Genomic DNA, 21220 nt, shown 5'->3' with positions numbered 1-21220 from the left:
TTAATTCACCTTGCCAGTTTTAGCATCTACCGTAACATTAATAATGTGGCCGTTGTCTTTGATCAGCTTTACTTTATAACCAGAACGACCATTATGTTTAACTTTCAGTATTTTTCCGCCTACTCTTTCTCTAACAATACGCGCAGCTTGACTAGAATTTTGTACTTTATTTTGTTTAACAGCATTACCGTTACCTTTAATAAGGTGCACAAAATCTCCACCTCGTGCGAACACAGGAGAAGACGAAAATAAAGTAATAGAAATAAGCAATAAAATGGCCAGTATATTTTTCATTACACCCCTCAAAATATTAAGAAAGTTTAAGCTGCCAACATAAGAAAACGAGTGAACCTATGACACAGTGTAAAAGATTGCTCTTTTTAAATAAACATAAGGTTCAGATAAAAAGGACTATCATTTGTATGCTGTCATATTAGCTATATATAACTGAACAAAGCCTGAACGAGAAATACGGTTCAATACATTAATTATAGCAACACCTTCTACACAAAACCTCTAATTAAAATAAAATACACCTACATAACTCACTGTAAATTAAAAGATTAAAAAACGTCATCGAAAGTCATTTTATTTGAATGTTAGCTTCATATTTAATGTTCAGCTTGTGTTCAGATTGAATAGGTTCTAATAGCAACATCAAGAATTATGAGTTTAGCTCAAACCTCGGGTTCTAATCTAAGTATTAACCAAGAACAAGAGCTTTAAATAAATTAAGGATGTTTGTTATGAATAACCACTCAATTACAAAAAATAAAACAGCTATTTCTAAACAACAAGAACGCATTAAACGAGTTAACACCATTAAAGGCATTGCTTTTTTATTGGTTATATTAAGTTTCTTGGCTTTATCGATTAGTAATGTATCGGCAAGTGAATTAAGTGGTCAAGCGAGTGTTTCTTATGGCGGTAAAAAAGACCAGCTAGATGATCAAACACGTAATTTAGTTATTGCTCAAAACAGTAATTCAGGTGTTTACGACCAACTTATCGGTAAAGCAAAAGCGAAAACCCGAGCAGAAATAATTGCAGAAAAACAATCAACAACCAGTATTAACTCTAAAGGAGTAGAAAAAAGCTTAGCTCCTGGCACTGCACGTTATTACGTTCCAGAATTTTCTGTTTATGATGCTACCACCTTCCTTGAAGATGATATTGACGGTGACAGCTACTACAGAACCTTTGGCGTAATCTTTGACGTAGATGTATATAACCCAAATGGCAGCGAACAAAGTGTTATTTACGCTGAGTTATACCTAAGTACTGACGGCGTTAATTGGGAACATTACTACAGCACAGACGACTTTTTAATTAGCGGTAACAGTCCAGATGATCAATTTGAAGTGATCACAACTTTAGCTGAAGGTTACAATACACAAAACTACGATGTATTAATTGATATCTACGAAGTAGGATATTCAGATATTGTTGTAACCTATAGCTCAAACGACAGTAATGCTTTATACGCACTACCTTTAGAAAGTGCAGAATACGACACAATTTATATTCAAGAAGTCACCGTACATGGTGGTAGCCAATCAACAGTATTTTTACTATTTACGTTAACACTGTTGTTAGTAAGAAAAATACGAGCGAGTTAAGCTTAACGTTAACCTCTTTTTCAATATGTCATTGAACAGAAAGATGCCCATAAAAAATCCCACTAACTTATTAAAGTTAGTGGGATTTTTATTAGTTAACCTTTAGTTTTTACACTTAAGATAAACACTAAATTTAAGCTATTGGCTAAGTAATACTAGCTTTTTAAATCGTCAAAAAAGCTTTTTACACTATCAAAAAAGCCTGACTCTTTAGGGCTGTGTTTGCTGTTTGTACCCATCTTAGTTTCAAGCTGTCTTAACAAGTCAGCTTGGTCACCAGAAAGGCTAACAGGTGTTTCTAGTACCACTTTACACATTAAGTCGCCTGTTACATGGCTACGAACAGATTTAACACCTTTACCACGTAAGCGGAACATTTTACCTGTTTGTGTTTCTTTAGGTATTTTAAGCTTAACTTTGCCAGCAAGTGTAGGTACTTCAATTTCGCCACCTAATGCTGCAGTTGTGAAACTAATAGGCATTTCACAGTATAAGTCGTTTTCATCACGCTCAAAAATCTTATGTGCTTTAACATTTGCTTGAACGTATAAGTCACCTGCAGGTGCTCCATTCTCGCCGGCTTCACCTTCACCTGTTAAGCGAATGCGATCGCCCGTATCAACTCCTGGAGGAATTTTCACAGACAATGTTTTGTTCTTCTGAACACGGCCTTGACCACGACATGATGTACAAGGATCTGAAATAACTTTACCTTGGCCATTACACGTAGGACAAGCTTGCTGAACAGCAAATAAGCCCTGACGCATTTGTACTTGACCATGTCCATGACAAGTAGAACACGTTTTAGCGCTAGTACCTTTCTTAGCACCACTTCCATCACATGGTTCACATGCAACATAAGTAGGTACTTTAATTTCTAACGTTTTACCTTTAACAGCTTCTTCAAGTGTTAGGTCTAAGTTGTAACGTAAATCGGAACCACGTTGCTGACGTTGTTGACGTCCGCCGCCACGACCACCGCCAAAGATATCACCAAAAATATCACCGAAGTCTTGACCACCGCCAAATCCGCCGCCGAAACCACCATGGCCTCCGCCACCGTGACCGCCTTGCTCAAATGCTGCATGACCATATTGGTCGTAAGCTGCACGCTTTTGATCGTCGTTTAATATTTCATAAGCTTCTTTAACTTCTTTAAACTCTTCTTCTTTGCCTTTATCACCTTTGTTTCTATCAGGGTGAAGTTTCATAGCTAAGCGTTTATAAGCTTTTTTAATATCTCTTTCAGATGCATCTTTTGATACACCTAATACTTCATAGTAATCGCGTTTTGACATAGTGAATTCTTTTACTTACTTTGTAGTTAATACCAATTTTCTTAACAACTTTTATCTATAAAGATAAAACGGGTCGTTGTACCCTCTCGATTAAATTCGGCTAAGAAAATTAGAATTAATATTAAACGGTTAACATAACAAAGCGCCGATATGTCGGCGCTTTGTAATTTAGTAAAGTTCAACAATAGCGTTGATAATTCAGATTAAGCTGTTTCGTTTAAGTTCAAGGAGAAGGCACGGAGCTTAGTTTACTAAGTGAGTACCTTCGACAAAGAAATTAGAATGAAACAGCGACAGCTGAATCAATCAACTTACTTGTCTTCTTTTACTTCTTCAAACTCAGCGTCAACAACATCATCGCCGCCAGCTTGGCCAGCATCAGATGCTTCAGGAGCTTCGCCACCTTGTGCTTGTGACTTAGCTTGAGCAATTTCCATTAACTTAGCTGAAGCTTCGATTGCAGCTTGTTGCTTCGCTTCAATCTCTTCTTTGCTGTCGCCTTTGATAGCTGTTTCAAGTTCAGTTAATGCTGCTTCGATTTTCTCTTTATCTTCAGCTGGTAAATCATCACCTGCTTCAGTAATTTGAGTACGAGTAGCGTGAACCATGCCGTCTGCTTGGTTACGAGTTTGAACTAATTCTTCAAATTTAGCATCTTCATCAGCGTTAGCTTCTGCGTCACGAACCATTTGATCTACTTCTTCATCTGATAAACCAGAAGAAGCTTTGATTGTGATCTTCTGCTCTTTACCTGTGTTCTTATCTTTAGCAGTAACATGTAAAATACCATCAGCATCGATATCGAAAGTTACTTCGATTTGTGGCGTACCACGTGGTGCTGGATCAATACCTTCAAGGTTAAATTGACCTAAAGATTTGTTAGCCGCAGCTTGCTTACGCTCACCTTGAACAACATGTACAGTTACCGCAGCTTGGTTATCGTCAGCTGTTGAGAACGTTTGAGATTGCTTAGTTGGGATAGTTGTGTTTTTGTCGATAACTTTAGTCATCACACCACCCATAGTTTCAATACCTAATGATAATGGCGTAACGTCTAATAATAGAACGTCAGTTACATCACCAGATAAAACACCACCTTGAATCGCTGCACCGGCTGCTACTGCTTCATCAGGGTTAACATCTTTACGAGGTTCTTTGCCAAAAAACTCAGTTACTGTTTTTTGAACTAGTGGCATACGTGTTTGACCACCCACTAAAATAACATCGTTAACATCGCTAATTGATAAGTCTGCATCTTTAAGCGCTTGCTTAAGCGGCTCAAGAGTTGCTTTAACCATATCTTCAACTAAAGATTCTAACTTAGCACGAGTAACTTTGATGTTCATGTGCTTAGGACCAGAAGCGTCAGCAGTGATGTAAGGTAAGTTAACATCAGTTTGTTGTGCTGAAGAAAGTTCACATTTAGCTTTTTCTGCGCCTTCTTTAAGACGTTGCATAGCTAGTGGATCTTTAGTTAAATCCATACCTGAATCTTTCTTAAATTCAGCTACTAGGTAGTTAATTAGACGGTTATCAAAATCTTCACCACCTAAATGTGTATCACCGTTAGTCGCTAGTACTTCAAATGTGTGCTCGCCTTCAACTTCATCAATTTCAATAATTGAGATATCGAATGTACCACCACCTAAATCGTAAACAGCTACAACTTTATCGCCTTCTTGCTTATCCATGCCGTAAGCAAGTGCAGCAGCAGTTGGTTCGTTGATAATACGCTTAACGTCTAAACCAGCGATACGACCAGCATCTTTAGTTGCTTGACGTTGTGAATCGTTAAAGTATGCAGGAACAGTGATTACTGCTTCTGTAACTTCTTCACCTAAGTAATCTTCTGCAGTTTTTTTCATTTTCTTTAAAACTTCAGCAGAAACTTGTGGTGGAGCAACGTTTTTATCACGTGCTGTAACCCAAGCATCACCGTTGTCAGCTTTTACAATACCAAACGGCATGATGCTGATATCACGTTGAACTTCTTTGTCTTCAAAACGACGACCGATTAAACGCTTAATTGCGAATAATGTGTTTTTAGGGTTTGTTACTGATTGACGCTTAGCTGGTTGACCAACTAATGTCTCGCCTTCTTCTGTATAAGCGATAATAGAAGGAGTTGTACGATCACCTTCAGCGTTTTCAATTACGCGAACTTTGTCGCCATCTAGTACAGCAACACAAGAGTTTGTTGTCCCTAGGTCAATACCAATTATTTTGCCCATCTTTAGGAATCTCCGAATACTAATAAAAAAAATATGGTTTAATCTTTCGATGAACAATTAGTGGGGGCAGCAAAAACTGTTTTCAACACTTATTTGTAAAAAAAGAAGGTTTTTTTTACAAAATAATTAAAAAAAGTCTCATTTGAAATTCATTAATTTATGCTGAAAAATGTATACACACATAAAAAACAGGTCTATAGAACAAGTTAAGTTATCTATATTGATATGCTACGGAATAAACGAAAAAGATAATTCTTCTTTATTTACAATGAATTAAATAAAAATCACGCATTCAAAAAAGGATTAAATGAGAAGAATATTTGAATTGGCCTAGCAATCAGCTTTTTGTGAAAAGTTTCACTTTTACTCTTAAAAAGTCGTAAAAAAATAATCTGTAATTATTTAACTGTTTTTTCAATTTAAAACAGCTAATCACAAAATTTTCTTTATATTTATATATTTTTAAAAAACACTTCCGCATATCTTAAATAAAATCTTTAAATGATTTACGGAAGTATTTACGTAAAGTTAGCTTTAATCTTCTTTAACGGCTTGCTGTAATTTAACTAACTCTTTAGTTACAGCTTCTGGTGATTTAGTTCTTCGGGCAAGTAACTTATAAAAACCCGGAATAACAAATAACGTTAATATGGCTGAAATAGTTACACCAAATAAAATTACGATACCTAAAACGTTTCTACTTGCTTGGCCAGGACCTTCGGCAAAAACTAAAGGTATTGCCCCCACCACTGTTGAAACGGTTGTCATGATCACCGGACGTAATCGAATTTTACAAGCACTAATAATCGCTTCAGAAAATTCAACACCTTCATCACGTAGTTGGTTAATAAATTCTACTAACAGTATGCCATTTTTAGTTGCTATACCGATTAGCATTAAGAAACCAATTTGACTAAATATATTAAAAGTAGAATCTGTAAGCCATAAACCAAGCAAACCACCAACAACAGCAAGCGGTACAGTAAATAGAATAACTGTAGGATGAACAAAGCTTTCAAATTGTGCCGACATCACTAAAAACAGTATCAGTAATGCAAAACCAAAAACAAACAACAATCCACCTGAAGATTCTTTAAACTCAAGCGACTCACCTTTGTAATCAATTTTAGCTTGTTGCGGTAATAACTCTTTTGACGTTTGTTCTAGAAAATCTAGCGCCTCATCTAAGGTTACGCCAGCAGCTAAACCACCACTTAAAGTAACAGCACGTAGGCGGTTATAACGCTCTAACGATGCAATATCAGCTCTATCTTCAACTGTAATAACATTGGCTAAAGACACCAACTCGCCACTTAAACGCGAGCGTACAAATATATTTCGAATATCTTCACTGGTATCTCGCTGATCAGCAACAAGAGCTAAAATAACTGGATATTCAAAACCATCATAAATGTATTGAGAAATCTCTTGCTCCGCCATTAACGCTTGTAACGTTAAACCAATATCATTAATGGTAACGCCAAGAGACGCGGCTCGGTTTTTATCGATAACCAAATGAACCTGTTGCTGAGTTTCTTTTAAATCAGACTCTATTGACGTAAACAAACCACTGGCATCAGCTTTTTCTAATACCAAGTCTCGCCACTGTAAAAGGTTTTCGTAATTATCACCTTGAATAACAAATTGCACGGGGCTACCACCGCCACCTCGGCTTAAACCGTTAGGCATAAAAATACCTGTGCGTATCCCTGGAATTTTAGCCCATTCAGCAATCAGCTCTTTACGTAAATCAAATACTGAAAAGTCGCGATGTTCCCAATCAGCAAAACTAATACGACTAAATGCAGAGTTTGGCGATTGTGTACCAAAGGCAGGTGAAACAAACAGCGCTCTAGTTAAAGAGCCTTCTTCAACTTTGTCTAACATTGGCGCCGTAAGTTGCTCAATAATGTCACGCATTTTCTCAACAGAGGTGCCTTCTTCTGCACTTATTCTTGCCATCAGAGTCCCTTGGTCTTCTGTGGGTGCGTACTCTTGATTTAAATTCATGAAAATATAATAAGCACCGCCACCAGAGAAAATAGCGAGAAATACAGGTAATAATAAAAAGTTTAAGCTACAACGTAAGCTCTTTTCATACATTCGGCTTAAGCCATTCATACCTTTATCAACAATACGAACGAACAAATTATTACTATCGCCTTTATGCAATAACTTACTACACATCATAGGCACCATGCTCAGTGCTAAAATGGTAGAACAAATAACCGCAGCTGAAATCGCAACAGCAAGCTCAGCAAAAATCTGTCCGGTGTTGTCTTTAACTAAACCAATAGGTACAAACACCGCAATCAACACTAAGGTCGTTGCAATAACAGCAAAAGCAACTTGTCGAGCACCATTGTATGCAGCTAATAACGGAGGCTCGCCTTCTTCAATGCGTCGGTAAATATTTTCAAGCACTACAATGGCATCATCTACCACCATACCAATAGAAAGCACCATCGCCAGCAAAGTAATTAAGTTAACGGAATAACCAAAAAACCATAGCGCAACAAAAGAGCCTAATAACGATAATGGAATACACACAATAGGAATAACTAAAGCACGCCAGTTACCTAAAAATAACCACAGCACTAACGCCACTAATATTAACGTGGCGATAATAGTACCGTATACATTTTCAATCGCAGCTCGAATAAATTCAGAAGCATCGCCGGAAGATGTTACCTCAACGCCATCAGGCATAGCATCAGCTAAGGCTTTAATTTCTTCATGAATGGCATCAAGCACCTCAACGGTATTTGCTGTTGATTGCTTAACAATACCAATCGACATACCGTCGTTATTATTCACTTGGAATACTCGACGGAAATTAGCACGATCAACCGCCACATCTGCCACTTCAGACAAACGAACTAAATGGCCATCATCACCTTGCGAAATAACAAGGTTTTTAAAGTCTTCTGCGTTTTCATAAGCTCTAGAAATTCTAACGGGAAACTCACGCGTGTTAGATTCTATCAAGCCAGCTGGAAGTTCGATGTTTTCAGACTGCAAAGCCGTAACAACATCTAAAACAGTAAGATCACGTGATATTAGCTTTTTCTTATCAAGCCAAATACGCATTGCCGGGTCACCACCACCTAGCACGTTTACCGAGGCAACACCGGGGATCACAGCAAAGCGGTCTTTTACATAACGGTCGGCATAATCGGTAAGCTCCATTGTCGACCAGGTATCAGACACTAAACTGATATAAATAATAGGACGAGCGTCACTATCAGCTTTGTTTATTTGAGGATCTAATGCTTCCTCAGGCATACGTCTGCGCACTCTTGAAACACGTTCGCGAACATCATTAGAAGCCGCATCAATATCACGAGTGATCAAAAACTCTAAATTAATTGAGGAACGCCCATCAATACTGGTAGAACGCATCGACTTAATGCCTTCAATACCACTTAACTCACCTTCAAGCACTTGCGTTATTCTATTCTCAACAATATCTGCAGCAGCGCCTGGATAATTTGTTATAACAGAAACTTGAGCTGGAGAAATATCAGGATATTCGCGGGTTGATAATTCCTGAAAAGCGAATAAACCAAACACCGCCATAATAATAGAAAGAACGGTAGCAAAAACCGGACGTTTTATAGATATATCTGAAAGTACCATGATTAAGACCTCTCAGATCTTTCAATCGTTGCTTGTTCAGCAACACCTTCATAACGAGTTTTATGTTCAGAATTTAACAAGGCTACAGGCGCAAGCTCTGGATTTTTAATACTAATAGCTGAACCGTCGCGCAAAGTTAACGTACCATCAACAACTACAGTTTCGCCAACATCTAACCCTTTATTAATAACCACCTTACCAGGTAAGCGTTTGCCAATAATAACTTTACGTTTTTCAACCGTTGAATCTTCTTTCACAACAAATACCGATGAATTACTGCCTACTTGTTGTAAAGCGCCTTCAGGAACAATGGCAGCAAGGTATTCTTTTGAATATAAAGTTACATTCATCAACATACCTGGCAACAAAGTTAAATCAGGGTTAGGAATTTTTGCACGCACTAAAACAGCTCGCGTAGTAGGATCTACACGCTTATCAAAAAAGCTGACTGTACCTTCAAACTGCTGATCAGAAATTGACGAACTAGTGGCAGTTACTCGGCTATTTTTTGAAAGACCATAAGAAAAAATCTCTGGAATGGTAAAATCAAGATTAAGCACACTAATATCGTCAAGGCGCGTAATTTCAGTTCCTGGTGTAACTAATGCACCAACACTTACTTTTCTAATACCTAAAACACCTGAAAAAGGTGCGCTAATAATACGGTCAGTTAAACGTGCTTTAGTAACTTCTAATCGACCTTTATTTACTTCAACATTCGCTTTGGCAATTTCAATACCCGACTTAGAAGCATAAGAAGCACCAATACTTTCTAATCGTTCCACTTGGCGGATAGACTCAGCCAAATTAGCTTGAGCTTCAGCTAACTCTGCATTTTGCTCATCGTTGGTTAACGTTACTAACACATCACCTTTTTTAACGGTTTGCCCATCTTCAAAGTTAACACGAGTAATATTGTCGGTAACACTTGCGGTAATTTGAACAGATTCATTAGCGATTAAAGTACCTACCGCTTCAATTTCATTAGCCACCCGCTGTTGCTCAACATAACCAATAACTACTGCTGCAGCAGGTTTTTCTTTAGCTGTTTTCTTAACAACCTTGTTATCGTCTGAACATGCGATAAAACCAAAACTTAAACCTAGCAAAACAACAATCCGTGCTTTACGAGAACAAAAAAGTGCCATCTTAATTCCTTTGGATACTGCATTTATTATATGTAATATTATTCGAACACCTTACACATAAACCAGCTATTTGTAAGTTGAGAAAAATTCATCTCAATCATTTATTTTTGAAAGATTTTGTCTTTAGTTAATTTTAATTTCAATAGCCTTTGTTTTATTAATTAGGTTTACCTAAATAAGGAATAGCCTGTTTTACAAAACCCGCTATAAAAATCATCAAAACCCAAAATAAAACATCCCACTAAAAAAGATTAAATAGCAGTTAAAAAACATACAAAAATAAAGCACATAAATTTGAGTAAATAAAATAATTAACAACACATAAAAATTAACACAAAGATGCTAAAGCACAGTTAAAACAATACGCGTAGATGCTCAACCTAGATTAAGCAGATTGATTTACTTATATTTTTTATAAAGTTCATCTTTACAAAAAGAGAAAAGAACAAACGACAAAAATTTGAAAAAAGAGGAAAATATGAGTGAGTTAAATAACCCACACAAAAAAGATAAAACAACAACAAAGAAGAGAATATTTAACCAAGCAGATAAAAAAAACGATCAAAGCCAAACCTGCGTTCAACTTTAATCGTTATGTGTTTTTAAATTGTAACTTAATATTTATTAAGCAGTAGTATCAACACTTGGAGCTTTAGATACCATAACCATAGCAGGACGAACTAAACGACCGTTCAATTCGTAACCTTTTTGCATAACAGCAATAACAGTATTTGGCGCAACACCTTCAACTTCTTGCATCGACATAGCTTGATGCAATTCAGGGTTAAAAGGTTGGTCTTGTGGGTTAACCGCTTTAACACCAAACTTGTCTAATGCAGTGATCAAACCTTGAAGTGTTAACGAAACACCTTCACCAATAGCTTTTTGCTTTTCATCTTCAGCATCAATGTTTTCTAGGCCACGCTCTAGGTTATCAACCGTAGGTAATAACTCAGACGCAAACTTCTCTAGAGCAAATTTACGAGCTTTCTCAACGTCTTGTGCTGCACGTCGACGAACATTATCAACTTCAGCCTTAGCGCGGATCACTGAATCTTTTTGATCAACTACTGTTGCTTGCGCAGCAGATAAAGCTAATTCAAGTTGGTTAATTTTTTCTTGCTCAGGGCTAATATTTTCAGCCGCATTATCAAGTTGTTCTTCAACTTGCTCTTCAGCTTGTTGAACGATTTCATCAGCCAAAACTTCTTCAGCACTTTTATTATCTGTTGACTCATTAGTCATGAAAAACTCCAGGGTAAACTTAGTTCTAGAAACTACAAAAATAGGATTTAAATTTAATTAAAGCTAATTATGGGGATTTGTTTCTGCTATTCAAGCTCTAATGTGAATCAATTATAAAAAAGTGGTCTTTACAATGAGATAAATACCAGCGAAACTTTACGTAATATAACTAATAACGACATTAGATCGTAATAAAAGCATTATGACTCAACTATATAAAACAATAGGATTGATTGGTAAACCTAATCACGAAGGTGCCAAAGCAACTATCGAGGCATTACACGAGTATTTGCGCTTAAACCATTATCATGTGGTGGTAGAGCATTCTGTAGCCCAATCTGTTGATATCAAAAATATGTCTATTCACCCATTAACAGAAATAGGTGAATTAGCCGATCTTGCTATTGTAGTTGGTGGCGATGGTTACATGTTAGGTGCAGCTAGAGTATTAGCTTGCTACAACATTGGCGTTATTGGTGTAAACCGCGGCAACTTAGGTTTTTTAACAGATTTAGCGCCCGACAACATAATAGAACCGCTTGAAGCCATATTAAAAGGCGAATCTCGTTCAGAGCAACGCTTTATTATAGAAGCCGAAGTTTATCGACACGGCAAACTAAAAAGCAGCAACAGCGCAGTAAACGAAGCCGTTCTTCATGCCGGTAAAGTTGCCAACATGATTGAGTTTGAAGTGTACATCGACAATAGCTTTATGTTTAGCCAACGCTCCGACGGTTTAATTATATCTACCCCTACAGGCTCAACTGCTTATTCAATGTCGGCAGGTGGCCCCATTCTTACACCTAACTTAAATGCATTGTCTTTAGTGCCGATGTTTCCACACACATTAACAAGCCGACCAATCGTAGTAGACGGTAATAGTGAAATAAAACTGGTACTCGCCAACGAAAACTACGAAAACCTACAAGTAAGTTGCGATGGCCATGTAATATTAGCGGTAATGCCGGGCGATGAAGTTATTATTAAAAAGAGTGAAAATTCTATTCGATTAATTCACCCACTTGACCATAACTACTTCAACGTTTTGCGTAATAAATTAAGCTGGGGCAATAAACTTTACTAAACAGCACCTTTTTAAAACCAGTAAAGTTAAGCCAACAACGCTTGAATTTTAAGCGCCAACTTCATAAAGCAATCAAATAACCTACGATTTGTTTAAAGAATGTACGAAGAAATTATTTAATCATAAAAATGACATAAATTAGTTGCAATATTCTTTAACAATCCTTAGTATACGCCTCGTTCTCAGGGGACAGGTTCTTAACCCAAACTTTGACAACTTTCTTTAGTAATAGAAATAAATAATTACTGGCTTGTTTAAGTTTAACTTAAACCATTCGGACGCGGGATGGAGCAGCCTGGTAGCTCGTCGGGCTCATAACCCGAAGGTCGTCAGTTCAAATCTGGCTCCCGCAACCAATTCTTTATAAGTATTAGAATTAAAATAAATACAAGGTTTACGGCGTACGACCTAGGTCGTCAGTTAACTCTTTACAAAATAAGTGACTCCCAAAACCAACTTCTTACTCAAGTTTAAAAGAGTAATTCTTCTAAAGAGAATTAAAACCTTTAGGGCTTTCTTCTTAATATCTTAAGAAGTTCATTCGGACGCGGGATGGAGCAGCCTGGTAGCTCGTCGGGCTCATAACCCGAAGGTCGTCAGTTCAAATCTGGCTCCCGCAACCAATTCTTGTAAAAATAAACACCTTTAATACAAAATATACACTTATAGAAGTCGTCAGTTCACTCTTCATAAAATAAGTGGCTCCAGCAACAAATTCTTTATACACTCCGTATGAAAATTATCAAAAATAAAAAACCTTAATACAAAATAAATACATCTACCCTTATAGAAGTCGTCAGTTCAACTCCGCTATCCCCTACCCTATAAATTTATACTCATCGATAAAATTATGCTTCCACTTCATATACCCAATTAATAAAAATAAAACACAGCAACATATAGAACACATTTACCTTCAGCTATACAATATAAAAAACCTTATGAGCATGGCTACGCCAAGAAAATTTATGACTGAAAAAACAGTAAAATTCGAATTCGAAAAAGAAAACAAAAACAGCGTTCGTTACAAAGAAGTACCTGAAGATGGAATGCCACCAATTGTTGGTAGCATTTATGTTCAAAAATGGTTTGCGGGTAATAGTAAAAACATTGAAGTGACGATTAATAAAAAAGATTAGGTTTTGTGATAAGCTATAAACATCCCATGCCAGCATATCTGTGGCATGAGACGGCTAAGTTGGCTGTTGGTTGATACAAAACACCACCAATAAAACACATCTGTAGATTGCTACACTTTGTTAATCAACTATACGTTTGATTTCTTCAATACAAGCTACAGGAAGGTCAACATTATTAATCAAAATATTTTTTAATTCAGGTAATAATTCATAGGTTTCGCTGTAGTCTTTGTTTTTAAATTTTCCAGATATTTCAAGAGCAGTTATTCTAGAAAGGCCTAATGAAACTAAACCAAGTTGAATCGGGTTACTTACTCCAACCTCCAAAAATAATGGTAAATGACTTGGAATTAATTCAATTAAGTGCTCTTCTTTTCTCTGCACACAAGCTTCAACACACAAGTTGTTATAGCAGTTAATATATTTAACTAACTTAAAGCGGACATTACTTTCAATATCAGTAAATAAGCTCCTAATTTCAGTATTAATTTGTTTAACTGATAAATCTTCATTTTTATATTTCTTTTCACTCTTATAGCTAAGATATACATTTACCATTTTATTGATAGGCGTACCTTTAATCCAACTTAGTGCTGGTATTGTAAAAGCCCAAGCATATGAACTAAGTACATCATCATCCATTGTTGGTGAGTCTATTAATTTTAGAATTTTTGCTATAACACGGTGAAACTTATCTGAATCAGAAAGATTTCTTGGTAAAATCCATTCACTTAATTCTTTTTGAATAATAAGGAAATCAAAAAGCCCTTGTTGTCTAACTGGCGATATCCCTACGTTAGCCCTTATAATTTCATTAGATATAGTTATTTTTTCTTTGATTTCATTAACAGTTGCTGTTACTTCATCAATTACACTATTTTCTAGATCAGGTATTTTATTTAACTCATGCCTGATGCCATTTTCAAAGTTGGCAAGGTCATAAATATAACTTGCAGTTTCTTCTATTCCCTTATTTGCATTTTTTTCAGTATCTGTTAGATGTTCAAGAAGAAGTGCACTCTCATTAGTTATTACCGTCTGAGTCGCAGGAATTACACTTGATAGTTTTTCCTCGTTCAAGTAAGTATCTTCCCATTGTTCATTATTTGATGGTTGTTTTAACAAAAACACATTACCTTCAAAATCTTTGTATAATCGACCAGCTCTTCCTACTATATTCCAAAATGACGACTTATCTATTTGTTCATTTATTCTTGTATCAGAATTTTGAACTTTAGGGTCTAAAATAAATAGATTTTGTGCAGGTAAGTTAACACCTTGGGCTAATGTACTCGTACATATAATGAAATCGAGTTTTTCTTCTCTGAATAACCTTTCTACAGTATCTTTTAACAAAGATGGCATTTTCCCATAATGGATACCAATTCTATATTTTAAAGATTCAGCTAAAACGTAATCCTTATGAATGGTCTTTTTAATATAAGAAGATAATTCATAAATTTCCTCGGTACACTCTTGAATTTGTATTAATTTTATAAGCTCAGAGGCAACAGAATCTGCACTGCTAGGCCCATCAACATATATAATATTTCTTTTTCGTTTACCTAAATTAAACGCACAATACGCTAAAAAACTAGCTTTCGATGTACCTTTTCTTTTTATTTTTAACTCTAATCTATCATGGATACATAATCGCCCATTATGACCATCATGTAATTCTACTTTTAAGCGGTTAGTTACTCTTCTAATCGAGCTTACTATTAATAAATTTTGTGTCACAGGGCTAAGCGTAGTCATATGACTTTCAGAGCTAAAATTAGCGCGTTGGCAAATAAGTGTTTCAAAAAGCTCAGGGTTTGATATTACAGGAGAGCAAAATATAAACTTACCTATATTATATGAGTTATTTAGCCAGTTTAACGCCTGATGCAATAAAGTCCCTCTAGCTCGCTCTGCTATTTGATGGGCTTCATCAACCATCACGATATCAACAAAAGGTAATCTGTCAGCTCCATGATTAGAAAGAAAACTTAACAATCGTTCTTGAGTGAAAACATAAATAACTTTATTCGGCAGCTCTTCTTCTTTATCTATCGAAAGAGTCAATACTCGAATATCTAAACTTTCGTCTTTCTTAAAAAGATCTCTTAGAGAAAAACTTACTTCGTTAATTAATGCTCTTGTTGGTACTAAGTAAATAGCTAAGAATTTTTCAGTTGAGTGTTTAACCTTTTCAACTAGAAAGTTTTGTAGAATAAATGTCTTACCTGACGATGTTGGAGAGGAAAAACTAAGTAAATTATATTGGTTATTCAAACCATCCCATAGTTTTCGCTGAAAGTCTGTTAATTCTAAAACATTAGGTTCATTACTATTCCCTTGTATTGATACTGTGTTACCGTCATATCTAGCAAGTGTTTCCAAAGCAAGACTATGAGGTAGCTTACTTCTCACTCCATCTAAATAACTTACTAAATTATCATCTGCATATTGTTTTTTTAGGGTCGGAAAGTTACCTAGCCTACTCAAAATTATCATTGATAAATTGCTAACATTATCTGATTTTTCACTCATCATCTTTTTAGATATATAAGCGATTCTAAATGCAGCCTCATGAAATTTATCACTATTTTTTTCAGAATGCTTTACTAAAGAAAAAATAGAAGCGGATCTTAATAAGCTAGAAAAATCTAGAATTTCATTAAGTTGAAAATCATTAACAAGATTAGATTGAACATTGGTTACTTTTAAACGTTGATAATTATCTTGAAACTCTGGATCATCCCATAAGTTTTTAGCCGATTGATAAAAAATGCATTGACTCATTTATTCAACCTCGCTTTTGAATGAAAAGCTTCTTTTATATTGTTTAGATCATCGAAGGGTAATAATGCATAAATAAATTTTACTCTTGTAAATTGTGGATTGTTTTCGGATATTAATTTAATAACAAACTCTTCTACAGTTTCAGTCGCATGTAGGGTATATCGGCGTTCAAGTTCTTTAATGCGCTCACTTGTATCACTAATCGATGATAAGTTTTTATATAATGATTTACGGTTATAACCTAATAATATAGCGATAGTTTTTGTGGTTTGATTACTTTCGGGAGTAAATTTGCTGAAATACTTAATTAATTTTGTTTTTAATATTGGATCTAAAATCTCTTGGTCTAAATTACCCTCTATCAACTCTACTTCTTTATCTACCTTTAAATAGCTAGAAACAAAATTAGAAACAGATTCTATAGCGTCATTTAAACCAGTACTTCGATCCTGTCTAAATTTTGATTCACCTAATATTAAAGTTAATAAATTATCATTATTCAAAGTTGCATGAACAGCATCCGCTCCATGAACATGCATTTCGTTACTGGTTTTCAACTTCATTTTACTAGCTATTTTAGGAGCGCTAAGGAAAGCCTCCAATAGTACAAACAGAGTTAATTCACCTATTTCACCAGACCTTTTCGCAGCTTCACTTGCATATTTAACAAATCGATCTCGCCCACGGCTGTCAATTAGAGACGCTTGAATATCATCACCGTCTAAAACAAACTCTCTGTGTTGCTGTAATTCTCGCGCACTCAATGAAAACCGTCTAATACTACCATTAAGTAAATCAATGAAACTTTCCGTATTCGGAAGACCGTTACCACCAATAGCAGGATAAAAAAATAGATTTTCTATACTCATAGAATTTCTATTAATATGTTTCAATTCATCAGCCACTTTTAACTCGACAATTACATTAGGTATTAATTTCGAATAATCTTGGGTAATAACACTATCTAATTGGGACATAATTTCCCTAAATCCTCTGGTTTATATTTTAAAGTTAAATGATGGAAGCTTCTTTTCAATTTAATTCACCACTCACTCAACTGCTGCATTTCTTTTAATCGCCCACGTTGCATTACCAGTGCTTCAAACAAATCATCTATTGATTCGTTGTCAGAACTTAAACCCGGCAATGCGATATTCGCTTCGGCAAAAAATCGTTTAAGCTGGATGTTTCCATCTTGAACTTTTGCCTTGGTCGTAAGTGTTTCAGTAAAAAACGTTGAGCTTATTGCATAACCGGCTGACATATCATTTACTTCATGTTGTTTTGCTGCGGTGATGGCTGTATTTATATCGGCTTTGTTATAGTTACTCGAATAATCATTCAGCCAAGCTTCACTCCACCAGTTTTGAATACGCTCTTTAGATTCTTTTAACTTGTGCTCTGTTGGAAGACTGTCGCTTTTTTGATTGTTTACCTTGCTATCGGTTGGCAGTAAATTCCATAAGTCGTTATTAGGCCAACGAGAAAATGGCATGCTGTGATCAATCTCAAATTTGTGCTTTAAGGATTTAGCCGACCAAACACATTGTGCTATTTCAGGCGTTTGCTGTTTAAGTTGTTCAAAGCGTTTACGTACTTCTGTAGTTGTACGTTTAGGTTCTAGCCAATTTAATGCTTGGTATAAATGATATTGTTTTGCAGGAGATGAATATTCAGTATTGCCTTTATAGCTCGCCATTGTTTTTACCCATTCATTTACTAGCACAGGTTCAATCCAGCAAGCGTAACGATTAAAAGCGAGCCATGTTGTTTCTGGTAATGAAAACTCGCCCCATTGTTCCAGTGTTTTCAAATCAAGAAAGATACTGTCTTTTGCTTTAACTGTTTTATTCGCAACTTCAAATACACTTTTATCGCTATTAGGGAGCGTTATATATTTACAGGGCATGTTTCTGATATTGCTGACTGCCGCTGAAATTGTTTTATGTAAAGCGATAGCATCGTCACCTATAAATAAATTACCTATACGATAATCTGATGCGCTACGGTGAGTGAGTTTGTGCCAGCCATCTGATTTCATAAATCCCATGTTTGGACTTTTGCTAGGTGATTGAAATAATTGGTGTGTATCAATTAAGTCTTTGTATTGGTGACACCAATAAAGGGCGACTAAACCAGCAGGTATGATAACGCGATCGCCGAATGGAGAGGCTTCTCTTCGCAACACAGCACCAGGATGTCCGTCAGCAATACGTAATAACACTCTTAACAATGCGAGCTTGTGAGTAGCTGATTTGCCATCGTTAACGGCAACATGGCGAATGAATGGGAATGCACCAGTGCCATCGTCTGGTAATTGTAGAACTACCGTTTGCCAATGAATATGATTACGGCCTAGTTCATCCGTTTGTTTTGCTGTTTCTAGCTTTGTAAATAAGCCCACATCGGTAGCTAATTGTTTTAATTCATCAGCGCACACATCAAACATTTTTCGGGTTTTGTAGTCGTCTTCTGTTTGCCCATGGCGAAGAGATATAACGAGTTTTCCACCTGGTTTAAGTAAGTTGGCAAGTTTGCGAATTGAACGAGCGCGCTCGCTTGGTGGAATATGCATCCAAACAGCACTTAATAGAATAAGGTCAAAACTCACTTCTTGTTTAGTTACGTTACTTAATGCAGGTAGAGAGTCTTCAAGCCATGTGATTGTGACTTTTTGTGAGGTGTTTCTTGTTATTTGTTTACCAATATTGGCGAGGTCTGTTGCAGGTTCAACGGCATAAATATGGATATTATGATTTTGATCAAATCGTTGTTCTGCTTGCTCGGCAAAGTATTTTACGTCACGCCCTGCACCAGCGCCTATATCAAGTATTCGTGCATCAGGATTATTAATAATGGCAGGTAAGAAATGCGCCCAGCTTTTATGTACCTGTTCAAATGATTTTGAAAGGTATTGTTTGGCAAGTTCTGGAGCGTTGTCGTCGTAGAAATTATGTGACAATTGCGGATCCCTTTCGCATGACTTTTTAAATACATTTAATTCCTTTAACGTACATTCAACTATTTGTAATTCTTTGTCAATAAAGCTAAAGATGATTTTTATAAATTATATCTTTATAAATCAGTAGGTAAGATTGTTTTATATACAGACTTGTTAACAGCAGGTAAATAGAGTTTTGCAATTTTGATAACAATATTTTTTATATATGTATTGAGTAAATATAGAAGCTTAGTTTTAAGATATTTTTTAGCAGGATTTTACGAGGGATTTTGATTAGGTTTGCTTGAGATAAAAAATGGCGGAGAGAGAGGGATTCGAACCCTCGTTAGGTTTAACCCTAAACACGCTTTCCAGGCGTGCGCCTTCAGCCACTCAGCCATCTCTCCATTATATTTTTTCACTTTGCTTTTGCTCTGTAAAAAAGCAGCGCTATGGTAGGTAAATTAACACCATAACGCAACAACAATGTGATTTTATTGTGATTTAATTACTATTGGTTCGCTGCAAATTCTGCATTGAAGTTTAACATTCTGTTTAGCGACTTTAATGCGCCGTCGCGTAATGTCATATCAACGAAGATTTCTTTACCAGAACTGTCGATTAATGCTTCTTCAATCGCTTTAAGTCCGTTCATTGCCATCCAAGGACAGTGAGCACAGCTTTTACATGTAGCGCCTTCACCTGCAGTTGGTGCTGCAACAAACTCTTTGTCTGGGCATAGCTGCTGCATTTTGTAGAAGATGCCGCGATCTGTCGCTACGATAAACTTTTTGTTTGGTAAGTCTTGAGCTGCTTTGATCAGTTGGCTAGTTGAACCTACAGCATCGGCAAGATCTATGATCTCGGCTGGTGATTCTGGGTGAACTAATATCGCCGCATCTGGGTGTAACGACTTCATGTCTTTTAGGGCTTTTGTTTTAAATTCGTCGTGAACTATACAAGCGCCCTGCCACATTAACATGTCGGCACCTGTTTGCTTTTGTATATAAGCACCCAAATGGCGATCTGGGCCCCATAAAATCTTCTCGCCTAGTGAGTCTAGGTGTTCAACAATTTCTAACGCACACGACGATGTGACAATCCAGTCGGCTCTGGCTTTAACTGCCGTTGAGGTATTAGCGTATACCACTACGGTTCTGTCTGGGTTTGCATCACAAAATGCGTTGAATTCTTTTATTGGGCAACCTAGGTCTAGTGAACAAGTTGCTTCTAGGTCTGGCATTACTACGGTTTTGTTAGGTGTTAGTACTTTGGCTGTTTCGCCCATAAACTTAACACCTGCAACAATCAGTGTTGTTGCTTCGTGGTTGTTACCAAATCTTGCCATTTCTAGAGAGTCTGCAACGCAGCCGCCTGTTTCTTCAGCTAATGCTTGAATTTCAGGATCGGTATAGTAATGCGCAATAAGTACCGCGTTCTTTTCAATCAGTAATTGTTTAATTCGATTTTTATGCTCTACTTTTTCTTCTGGAGATAATGGTAAAGGCTTAGCAGGAAACTGGAAATCGAACTCTACAGCTAAATTTGATTGCGACATGGATATTCTCTAGTTAAGTATGAATTTAAACAGGCAAATTATACGGTAATATAACCGTAATGTGTACATGATTTAATTAACCTTAATTCGGGATAAGCGATTATGACTAACATTGCTATTTAACGGCCTACCATTTGCTAATAGCCAGCTATTAGTACATAAAAACCCTTTGGTATACGGACTAAATATCAAGCTTAGGGATGTGTAAAATCATTCAGATAAGTAAAAAACATTACTTTATGGGTATGGTATTATAAATCAGTAATTTACAAAACCTATTATCGCGAGTTTAGGTTGGTTATCTTGTAATAAAGTTGAATATAGAATTGTGAAAATTTAACGTTGAATAGAATGATATAAAGATATTGAGATTTAGGTTCTTGCTTTGGTTTTTAAATAAGGTTTTTTAAATAAGGGATTTTACTAGGATTTAAAATAAGAAGGTGGAGAGAAGAAGTGGTCGGTCGTGAAGGATTTGAACCTTCGACAAATTGGTTAAAAGCCAACTGCTCTACCAACTGAGCTAACGAC

Annotated in this window: 13 protein-coding genes and 3 tRNA genes; 5 read left to right on the top strand and 11 right to left on the bottom strand. The window is 36.2% G+C overall.

The features are described from left to right. Positions 1–294 carry a PepSY domain-containing protein gene (locus tag Q5N69_RS07570; RefSeq protein ID WP_304368262.1) on the bottom strand — a complete coding sequence of 98 codons (294 nt, stop codon included), beginning with the start codon at positions 292–294 and terminating at the stop codon, positions 1–3. Positions 295–746: 452 nt separating this feature from the next. On the opposite strand from Q5N69_RS07570, the gene Q5N69_RS07565 reads away from it, so the two are divergent. Further along, the gene (locus Q5N69_RS07565) at positions 747–1619 is read left to right on the top strand and encodes a choice-of-anchor H family protein (protein WP_304368261.1); all 873 of its coding nucleotides are present in this window, start codon (positions 747–749) and stop codon (positions 1617–1619) included. Between the two features lie 155 nt (positions 1620–1774). Here the strand turns inward: Q5N69_RS07565 and dnaJ are convergent, their stop codons facing one another. From dnaJ to grpE, 5 genes are all read right to left on the bottom strand, one after another. Further along, the gene (dnaJ, locus tag Q5N69_RS07560; RefSeq protein ID WP_304368260.1) at positions 1775–2917 is read right to left on the bottom strand and encodes a molecular chaperone DnaJ; all 1143 of its coding nucleotides are present in this window, start codon (positions 2915–2917) and stop codon (positions 1775–1777) included. Positions 2918–3228: 311 nt separating this feature from the next. Further along, the gene (gene dnaK / locus Q5N69_RS07555; RefSeq protein ID WP_304368259.1) at positions 3229–5148 is read right to left on the bottom strand and encodes a molecular chaperone DnaK; all 1920 of its coding nucleotides are present in this window, start codon (positions 5146–5148) and stop codon (positions 3229–3231) included. Positions 5149–5682: 534 nt separating this feature from the next. Then, positions 5683–8787 carry an efflux RND transporter permease subunit gene (locus tag Q5N69_RS07550; RefSeq protein ID WP_304368258.1) on the bottom strand — a complete coding sequence of 1035 codons (3105 nt, stop codon included), beginning with the start codon at positions 8785–8787 and terminating at the stop codon, positions 5683–5685. Between the two features lie 2 nt (positions 8788–8789). Then, positions 8790–9935 (bottom strand): efflux RND transporter periplasmic adaptor subunit, encoded by a 1146-nt coding sequence (locus Q5N69_RS07545; RefSeq protein WP_304368257.1) that lies wholly within the window; start codon positions 9933–9935, stop codon positions 8790–8792. A 624-nt stretch (positions 9936–10559) separates the two neighbouring features. Continuing rightward, complete coding sequence (gene grpE, locus Q5N69_RS07540) at positions 10560–11180, bottom strand: nucleotide exchange factor GrpE (RefSeq protein WP_304368256.1); 621 nt, start codon at positions 11178–11180, stop codon at positions 10560–10562. Between the two features lie 202 nt (positions 11181–11382). Between grpE and nadK the strand changes: the two genes are divergently transcribed. The 4 genes from nadK to Q5N69_RS07520 all read left to right on the top strand — a co-directional run bounded on the left by nadK (position 11383) and on the right by Q5N69_RS07520 (position 13403). Then, the gene (gene nadK / locus Q5N69_RS07535; RefSeq protein ID WP_304368255.1) at positions 11383–12264 is read left to right on the top strand and encodes an NAD(+) kinase; all 882 of its coding nucleotides are present in this window, start codon (positions 11383–11385) and stop codon (positions 12262–12264) included. 279 nt (positions 12265–12543) lie between these two features. After that, positions 12544–12620 (top strand) — tRNA-Met (locus Q5N69_RS07530). A 190-nt stretch (positions 12621–12810) separates the two neighbouring features. Beyond that, positions 12811–12887 (top strand) — tRNA-Met (locus Q5N69_RS07525). 345 nt (positions 12888–13232) lie between these two features. Next, positions 13233–13403: a hypothetical protein gene (locus tag Q5N69_RS07520; protein WP_304368254.1), complete on the top strand. Its 171-nt coding sequence runs from the start codon at positions 13233–13235 to the stop codon at positions 13401–13403. Between the two features lie 120 nt (positions 13404–13523). Here Q5N69_RS07520 and Q5N69_RS07515 read toward each other — a convergent pair whose 3' ends face one another. From Q5N69_RS07515 to nadA, 5 genes are all read right to left on the bottom strand, one after another. Beyond that, positions 13524–16190 carry a DEAD/DEAH box helicase gene (locus Q5N69_RS07515; protein ID WP_304368253.1) on the bottom strand — a complete coding sequence of 889 codons (2667 nt, stop codon included), beginning with the start codon at positions 16188–16190 and terminating at the stop codon, positions 13524–13526. Next, entirely contained in the window at positions 16187–17167 is a 981-nt protein-coding gene (locus tag Q5N69_RS07510) for a DUF1837 domain-containing protein (RefSeq protein ID WP_304368252.1), read from the bottom strand. Before Q5N69_RS07510 ends, Q5N69_RS07515 begins: the two co-directional genes overlap by 4 nt. A 65-nt stretch (positions 17168–17232) precedes the next feature. Beyond that, on the bottom strand, positions 17233–19152 hold the full coding sequence (locus Q5N69_RS07505) for a methyltransferase domain-containing protein (protein ID WP_304368251.1): 1920 nt from the start codon (positions 19150–19152) through the stop codon (positions 17233–17235). Positions 19153–19448: 296 nt separating this feature from the next. Then, positions 19449–19538, bottom strand: a tRNA-Ser gene (locus Q5N69_RS07500). A gap of 104 nt (positions 19539–19642) precedes the next feature. After that, positions 19643–20689 carry a quinolinate synthase NadA gene (nadA, locus tag Q5N69_RS07495; protein WP_304368250.1) on the bottom strand — a complete coding sequence of 349 codons (1047 nt, stop codon included), beginning with the start codon at positions 20687–20689 and terminating at the stop codon, positions 19643–19645. Positions 20690–21220: the final 531 nt, after the last annotated feature.

The organism is Pseudocolwellia sp. AS88, assembly GCF_030551755.1.
Lineage (GTDB): Bacteria > Pseudomonadota > Gammaproteobacteria > Enterobacterales > Alteromonadaceae > Pseudocolwellia.
Note: the sequence above shows the minus strand (reverse complement) of the source record. Positions and strands in the feature narration are given on the sequence as shown.